The 7,015-nt window shown below is 65.6% G+C and carries 6 protein-coding genes and 1 pseudogene; 5 read left to right on the forward strand and 2 right to left on the reverse strand.

Translation table 11 applies throughout. The features are described 5' to 3' along the window. Window positions 1–218 precede the first annotated feature (218 nt). The 3 genes from AC1DJN_RS20875 to AC1DJN_RS20885 all read left to right on the forward strand — a co-directional run bounded on the left by AC1DJN_RS20875 (window position 219) and on the right by AC1DJN_RS20885 (window position 2,669). Window positions 219–986, forward strand: a complete 768-nt coding sequence (locus AC1DJN_RS20875; RefSeq protein ID WP_032976500.1) for a sulfurtransferase — start codon at window positions 219–221, stop codon at window positions 984–986. A gap of 122 nt (window positions 987–1,108) precedes the next feature. Further along, window positions 1,109–2,104, forward strand: coding sequence for an LLM class flavin-dependent oxidoreductase (locus AC1DJN_RS20880; protein WP_478040066.1), 996 nt, complete (start codon window positions 1,109–1,111; stop codon window positions 2,102–2,104). A gap of 67 nt (window positions 2,105–2,171) precedes the next feature. Continuing rightward, on the forward strand, window positions 2,172–2,669 hold the full coding sequence (locus AC1DJN_RS20885) for a pyridoxamine 5'-phosphate oxidase family protein (RefSeq protein ID WP_025878887.1): 498 nt from the start codon (window positions 2,172–2,174) through the stop codon (window positions 2,667–2,669). 21 nt (window positions 2,670–2,690) lie between these two features. Here the strand turns inward: AC1DJN_RS20885 and AC1DJN_RS20890 are convergent. After that, a pseudogene (locus tag AC1DJN_RS20890) lies at window positions 2,691–3,293 on the reverse strand (exopolysaccharide biosynthesis protein); the annotation flags it as partial. Next, window positions 3,277–4,581, reverse strand: a complete 1,305-nt coding sequence (locus tag AC1DJN_RS20895; RefSeq protein WP_032952108.1) for a hemolysin family protein — start codon at window positions 4,579–4,581, stop codon at window positions 3,277–3,279. The pseudogene AC1DJN_RS20890 and the gene AC1DJN_RS20895, both read right to left, overlap by 17 nt. Before the next feature lie 292 nt (window positions 4,582–4,873). Here AC1DJN_RS20895 and AC1DJN_RS20900 point away from each other — a divergent pair, with 292 nt between their 5' ends. Both AC1DJN_RS20900 and AC1DJN_RS20905 read left to right on the forward strand, forming a co-directional pair. After that, complete coding sequence (locus AC1DJN_RS20900; RefSeq protein ID WP_025878890.1) at window positions 4,874–5,500, forward strand: DUF47 domain-containing protein; 627 nt, start codon at window positions 4,874–4,876, stop codon at window positions 5,498–5,500. Window positions 5,501–5,513: 13 nt separating this feature from the next. Continuing rightward, on the forward strand, window positions 5,514–6,635 hold the full coding sequence (locus AC1DJN_RS20905; protein WP_025878891.1) for an inorganic phosphate transporter: 1,122 nt from the start codon (window positions 5,514–5,516) through the stop codon (window positions 6,633–6,635). Window positions 6,636–7,015: the final 380 nt, after the last annotated feature.

A 7,015-nucleotide genomic window follows, 5' to 3' on the forward strand; every position in this document is an offset into this window, starting at 1 on the left:
GGTATAGGCAGGCGGGACACGCCGTAGACCCATCCTTGGGGGCTCGATGGCGCCATCCATGGCGCCAACGGTCCCGCCTGCCTATACCGCCCCGCCCCGGACGCGTTCCGGGTGCTGTCGGTAGATGTCGACCTTGGTCGACACTGTGGTAGATCCACGCCATGCGTGGATGAACGGTGGAGGCTGATGCGGGGGCGGTCAGGCGCTAAAATGGCGGGATGATCGCCAATACCGCTGCCTATCATTTCGCCGTCATCGACGCCCCCCAGGCCCTGTGCGACCAGCTGCAGGCGCGTGCCGAGGCGTCCGGCCTGCAGGGGACGATCCTGGTGGCGGGCGAGGGGCTGAACCTGTTCCTGGCGGGTGCGCCGTCCGCGATCGATGGCTTCTACGCGGAACTGCGTGCTGATGCGCGCTTCGCCGATATGCGGGTCAAGACCAGCTTCAGCGAGCACCAGCCGTTCGCGCGGCTGAAGGCCAAGGTCAAGGACGAGATCATCAGCTTCCGTCGTGACGATGGCCAGCCGCTGGACTACCCGCGCGCGCCGGCCATCGATCCTGCCACCGTGCAGCGTTGGCTGCGGCAGGGGCATGATGATGCTGGCAAGCGCGTGGTGATGCTCGATACGCGCAACCTGCAGGAGATCGAGTACGGCACCTTCAAGGACGCGCTGGTACTGCCCATCCACAAGTTCACCGATCTGCCCGAGGCGCTGGCGCCCCATCGTGAAGCGCTGAAGGACAGCACCGTGGTCAGTTTCTGCACCGGTGGCATCCGCTGCGAGAAGGCGGCGCTGTGGATGCTCAACGACGGCATGGACAACGTGCTGCAGCTCGATGGCGGCATCCTCGGCTACTTCGAGGAAGTCGGCGGTGAGGGCTACGAAGGTCGTTGTTTTGTGTTCGACGAACGGGTGGCGCTGGATGCCGAACTGAAGCCGTTGGTGGACGAGCCGTTGCCCGAGCCACGCCCCAGCGCGTTCTGACGCTTCCACATTGGCCTGCGGGCCTGAACCGGCCAGGCAGGAATCAGCGTCCCGCCACCGGCACTGGCCGTGGGGGCAGGGCGACCCCATCAAACGGGGATCTTGTGACGGAAAACCGCCTGATGATCCCGTTGTCGATTCTCGACCTGGCCCCGGTCTGCGAGGGCAGCGATACCACTGCCGCCTTTGCCAACATGCTTGAGCTCGCCCAGCATGCCGATGCGCTGGGCTACCGCCGCTACTGGCTGGCCGAACACCACAACATGCCTGGCATCGCCAGTGCCGCCACGGCGGTGCTGATCGGTCATGTGGCCGGTGGCACCCAACGCATCCGCGTCGGCGCCGGCGGCATCATGCTGCCCAACCATGCACCGCTGCAGGTGGCCGAGCAGTTCGGCACCCTGGCCTCGCTGTACCCGGATCGCATCGACCTCGGCCTGGGCCGCGCACCGGGTACCGACCAGCCGACCGCGCGCGCCCTGCGCCGCTATTTCGACAGTGCCGACCAGTTCCCGCAGGACGTACGCGAGCTGCTGCACTACTTCGAACCGGTGCAACCCGGCCAGGCGGTGCAGGYCGTACCCGGCGGCGGCCTGCGGGTGCCGACCTGGATCCTCGGTTCCAGCCTGTTCGGCGCACGCATGGCCGCCTCGATGGGCCTGCCGTACGCCTTCGCCTCGCACTTCGCCCCCGATTCCATGGATGAAGCGCTTGCGGTGTATCGCCGCGAATTCCGCCCGTCGGCCATGCTCAAGCAGCCGCACGCGATGCTGGCGTTGAACGTGGTGGCCAGTGACAGCGAGGCCGAATCGCGGCGGTTGTTCACCAGCCAGCAGCAGAGCTTCGTCAACCTGCGTCGCGGCCGTCCGGGCAAGATTCCGGCGCCGATCGATGACATCGAAGCGTTCTGGGAACCCCACGAGAAGCTCGGCGTGGAGCGGGCGCTGGCGTGCACCGTGCTGGGTGATCCGCAGCAGGTCGCCGATGGCATTGCGGCGTTCGTCGAACGCCATCAGCCCGACGAACTGATGCTTACCGCCAACCTGTACGACCACCGCGCGCGTCTTCGCTCGTTCGAGCTGGCAATGCACGCCTGGCATGCCCGCCACGCGGGCTGAACAATTGCGTCACGGCAATTTGCGGTGCGGACGCGTCTGATGGGGACTCCCACTTCCGGAGTCCCCCATGGACGAATCGCGTACCGAGCACATTGCCCAGCTGGCTGAACTGATCAAGGACGTGGAGGTGGCGATGTTCACCACCCGTGGTGTCGATGGACGCCTCTACAGCCGTCCGCTCGGCACCCAGCAGGTCGCCTTCGATGGCGACCTGTGGTTCGCCACTGCGGCCGACAGCCCGAAGGTGGCCGAGATCGCGCTCGACCCGCGGGTCAACGTGGCCTATGCCTCGCCATCGAAGAATACCTATGTGTCGGTAGCCGGCGTGGCACGGATCATCGATGACCGCGCGAAGGTCGAAGAGCTGTGGTCGCCGGCGATGAAGCTGTTCTTCCCGGGCGGCCCGGATGACCCGAGCCTGCGCTTGATCCACGTGCGTGCAGAGACCGCCGAGTACTGGGACGGACCGGGCACCCTGCTCGGCTCGGCGTTGAGTTTCGTGTTGTCGGCGGTGCAGGATGAGCCGGCACGGTTGGGCGACAACGGATTCATCGATCTGCGTTGATTGCAGCAACCCGCCGGGCATGGCGAAGCCGAAGAAAGCGATCGCCACCAGCGCAGCCACCCAGTTGAACAACATCAGCGCGCCGTCGCGTTCAAGCAGGGCCAGCGCGAACAGCAGCAACTGGAAGCCGAACAGATAGTTGGTGAACGGAATCGGCAGCGACAGCAGCAGGCCCAGCAGCACCAGCAGCAGGCCGCTGAAGGCGTGGGCGGGAGCCGGGGTCAGCAGTTGCGGCATGCGCGGCTTGAGCATGCGGTCGAGGCGGCGCAGGGCACCATCGATGCGATCCAGGAACCGGTGCATGGTGCCGCGCTTCGGCCCGCGACGGGCAATGAAGCCGGGCAGCCAGGGCCGGCGCATGCAGAACAGCATCTGCAGGCCGATCAGGATCACCAACGGACCGCTGACTGCGCCGCCCAGCCCCGGGATGGGGATGAAGGCCGGCAGGATGGCGACGAACAGGAATACACCAAAGGCACTCTGCTGCAGATCCTGCAGGATCTGCCCCAGCTTCATGTGCTGGGCCGGGTCACCGAAGGCGAACATCGCCAGCAGGGTCCGGATGCCCTCGTTGCGGTACTCCGGCGATGCAGCGCCGGGGCCGGCGTCAGGCGGTGAGCTCATCGGCCTGCTCGTCGGACAGGGTGCGAAGCAGCAGTTTGTCCACGCGCGCACCGTCCAGATCGACCACCTCGAAGCGCCAGCCGGCCCAGTCGAAGTACTCGCCCGCGTGCGGGATGCGGCCGAAGAAGTGGATGCACATGCCGGCCAGGGTGTAGTAATCGCCATCCTCGGCGTCGGGCAGGTCGTTGCTGCCGATCAGCTCGCGCAGGTCCTCGATCGGCAGCGAGCCGTCCACCAGCAGCGAGCCGTCCTCACGGGTCACCACCAGCGCGTCCTCGTCGGCATTTTCCGTTGCCTGCAGGCGGCCGACCACCGCGCCCATCAAATCGCTGATGGTTACCAGGCCCTGGATCTCGCCGTACTCGTCCACCACCAGCGCCATCGACTGCTGTTCTTCGCGGAAGATCTCCAGCAGCTTCATCGCATGGGTGGATTCGGAGACGTACAGCGGTTCGCGCAACGTCTGGAACAGCGCGTTGTCGCCGCGTGCCATCCGCGTGGCCAGCGATTTCAGCTCAAGCACGCCGACCACGTCCATGTCGTTGTCGCGGTACACCGGGTACCGCGAGAACTCGTGCTCGGCCATGATCTCCAGGTTCTTGTCCAGGCCACCCAGCGTATCCAGCCAGGCGATCCGGTTGCGCGGGGTCATCAGGCTGTCGGCGGTACGGTCGCCCAGGCGCATCACGCGGTTCATCATGTCGCGCTCGTGGCTGTCGATCACGCCGGCCTCGTGGCTCTCGGCCACCAGCATGCGGATCTCCTCTTCGGTCACCGACGCGACCTCGTCCTTGCCCAGGCCGAACAGGCGCAGCACCAGCTGGGTGGTCTTGGACAGCAGCCAGACGAAGGGGAAGGCCAGCTTGGCCAGCCAGCTCATCGGCAGCGCCACCAGGCCGGCGATGTCCTCCGAGCGGGTCAGGGCCAGGCGCTTGGGCACCAGTTCGCCGAAGATCAGCGTGATGAAGGTGATGAAGGTGACCGCAAGGGCCTTGCCGATGCCGCCGGCGTAGGCGAAGCCCGGCATCAGCCCCTGGATCCAGCCGCCGATGGCTTCACCCAGTGCCTCGCCGCCGAGGAAGCCGGTCAGCACGCCGATCACGGTGATGCCGATCTGGACGGTGGACAGGAAGGCTTCCGGCTTCTCCGACAGCTCCAGGGCCTTGGCCGCGCGCTTGGAGGTGCCGGCCAGCTGCTTCAGCCGGCTCTTGCGCGAGGTCATGACCGACATCTCGGACATGGCAAAGAAGCCGTTCAGCAGAACAAGCGCGAAAACAATCAGGATCATTTCAAACACGGGCATCGTCCCCGGTTGGTGGCAGGGAGGGCGGGTGCTTGCGATGGCGGCAGGCGCTCAGGAACGGGGTCCGGCGCGGCGCTGGGGGATAAGGGTCGTCGTCCATAAGGTGCGCCCGAAGGCGCGCTGGCATCTTAGCAAAGGGCCGTGGCTGGGTGGCAAATGCCTGTTCAGTTTTGGGCGTCCCGACCCCCGGAAAGGGGCAGGGATACCCGTGATGGTCATCTAGCCGTCATAATTCGCACTGGTGCCGTCCTTCCCGCGACGGCTGACAGGTTTCTCAATGTTCTCTCTGCAGACCATTTTCGGTTCCGGCAAACAGTTCTACACCCTGCTCGATGAGGCTGCCGTCGCGGCTTCCGATGCCGCCAAGGCACTGCATTCGATGCTGCGCGACGCCGATCGCCAGCCCGCCCTGGATGCCTTCAAGCTGGCCCGTCTGCGCGAACGCGCGGCCTCGGACAAGATCAGCCAGGCGCTGGTGGACAGCTTCATGACCCCGATCGAGCGCGAAGACATCGAAGCGCTGGGCTCGGCCCTCTACAAGATTCCCAAGCAGATCGAGAAGTTCGCCGATCGCTATTCGCTGGCCACCACCCACCTGGAACACATCGACTTCGCGCCGCGCGCGGCGATGCTGGAGCAGGCCGCTGGCGTGGTGGTGGAGATGGTCGCCGACCTGCGCCACATGAACCTGGACCGGATGACCGCGCTCAACGAGCGCCTGCGCTCGCTGGAAAACGAGGCCGACCGTCTGATGCTCGAGCTGTACCGCGACATCTACTCCGGTCGCCTGGACAACCTGCAGATGTTCCTGCTCAAGGAATTCTTCGAGATCCTGGAAAAGGCCATCGACCGCTGCCGCGAGGCCGGTGTGGTGGCGTACCAGATCGTGTTGAAGAACAGCTGACGGGCCGGTACCGATGCTCACCCTAGTCCTGGTGGTGATCCTGGCCGCGCTCGTCTTCGAGTTCATCAACGGCTTCCACGATACCGCCAACTCCATCGCTACCGTGGTGGCAACCAAAGTACTGTCGCCCGGTTGGGCGGTGATGCTTGCCGCCTTCATGAACCTCATCGGTGCCCTGACCGGCACCGCGGTCGCACTGACCATCGCGTCGGGCCTGCTCAACACCAACGTGGTCGACGTGACCCCGCAGGTGATCCTGTGCGCGCTGCTSGGCGGCATCATCTGGAACCTGATCACCTGGTGGAAGGGCCTGCCGTCCTCGTCCTCGCACGCGTTGATCGGTGGCCTGTGCGGCGCCGGCCTGGCTGCGGCCCACAACAACTGGGACGCGCTGATCTGGTCCGAACGGCTTGGCAGCTGGGCGCAGAACAAGGGCCTGCTGTGGAAGGTGTTCGTGCCGATGATCACCTCGCCGATCGCCGGCTTCCTGCTCGGCATCGCAGTGATGGTGCTGTTGTGGGCGCTGATCGCAGGCCTGGCCAAGATCGGCGGCGCGATCGGCCGGCTGGCACGTCCGCGCATCGTCAATGCGTTCTTCGGCAAGGCGCAGATCGCTTCGGCGGCCTACATGGGCTTTGCCCACGGCCACAACGATGCGCAGAAGACCATGGGCATCATCGCGATGACCCTGATCGGTGCCGAGGCGACCGGCGCGTTGAACGACCTGCCGTCGTGGCTGGCCTTCATGCATCCGGACGCGCACGCTGGCGACGGCATCGCCATGTGGATCGTGCTGACCTGTGCGGTGGTGATGGCCGCCGGTACCGCCTCGGGCGGCTGGAAGATCATCAAGACCCTGGGCCACAAGATGGTCAAGCTGCACCCGATCCACGGCTTCGCCGCGGAAACCAGCTCGGCCACCGTGCTGACCCTGGCGGCGCACTTCGGCATGCCGGTATCGACCACCCACAGCATCTCCACCGCGATCATGGGCGTAGGCTTCGCCAAGAACCCGCGTTCGCTGCGCCTGGGCGTGATCGAACGCATCGTCTGGGCCTGGATCCTGACCATCCCGGCGGCAGGCGGCTGCGCCTACCTGATCCTGAAGCTGTTCGAGCTGCTCGGCTGGACCTGATGCCAGGAGCCTTGCGGTCAGAGCCCTTTACCTGTGGGAAAAGGATCTGACGCTGGAAACAAAAAGCCCGCCGGATTCCGGCGGGCTTTTTCATTTCATGAAGCATCCGGTTTCCGTTATCCACGCATGGCGTGGATCTACAGTGTCGACCAAGGTCGACACCTACCAACAGCAGCAGGAAGTCGACACGCACCAACAGCAGCCGGAACCTGTCGAAGGCGGGGTGGGTCCGGTTGCGGGGGTGTCCGCGGCATGGATTCCGCGGACAAGCCCCCAAGGGTGAGGGCGCTTTGCTTGCGAAGCACTGCTTCGCAAGCGCCCGAACGCACAGCCGCCAGCGGCTGGGCCGGTCTGGGGGTTTACGGCGTCCCCCGCAACCG

Source organism: Stenotrophomonas sp. 05L414_2 (assembly GCF_056397905.1).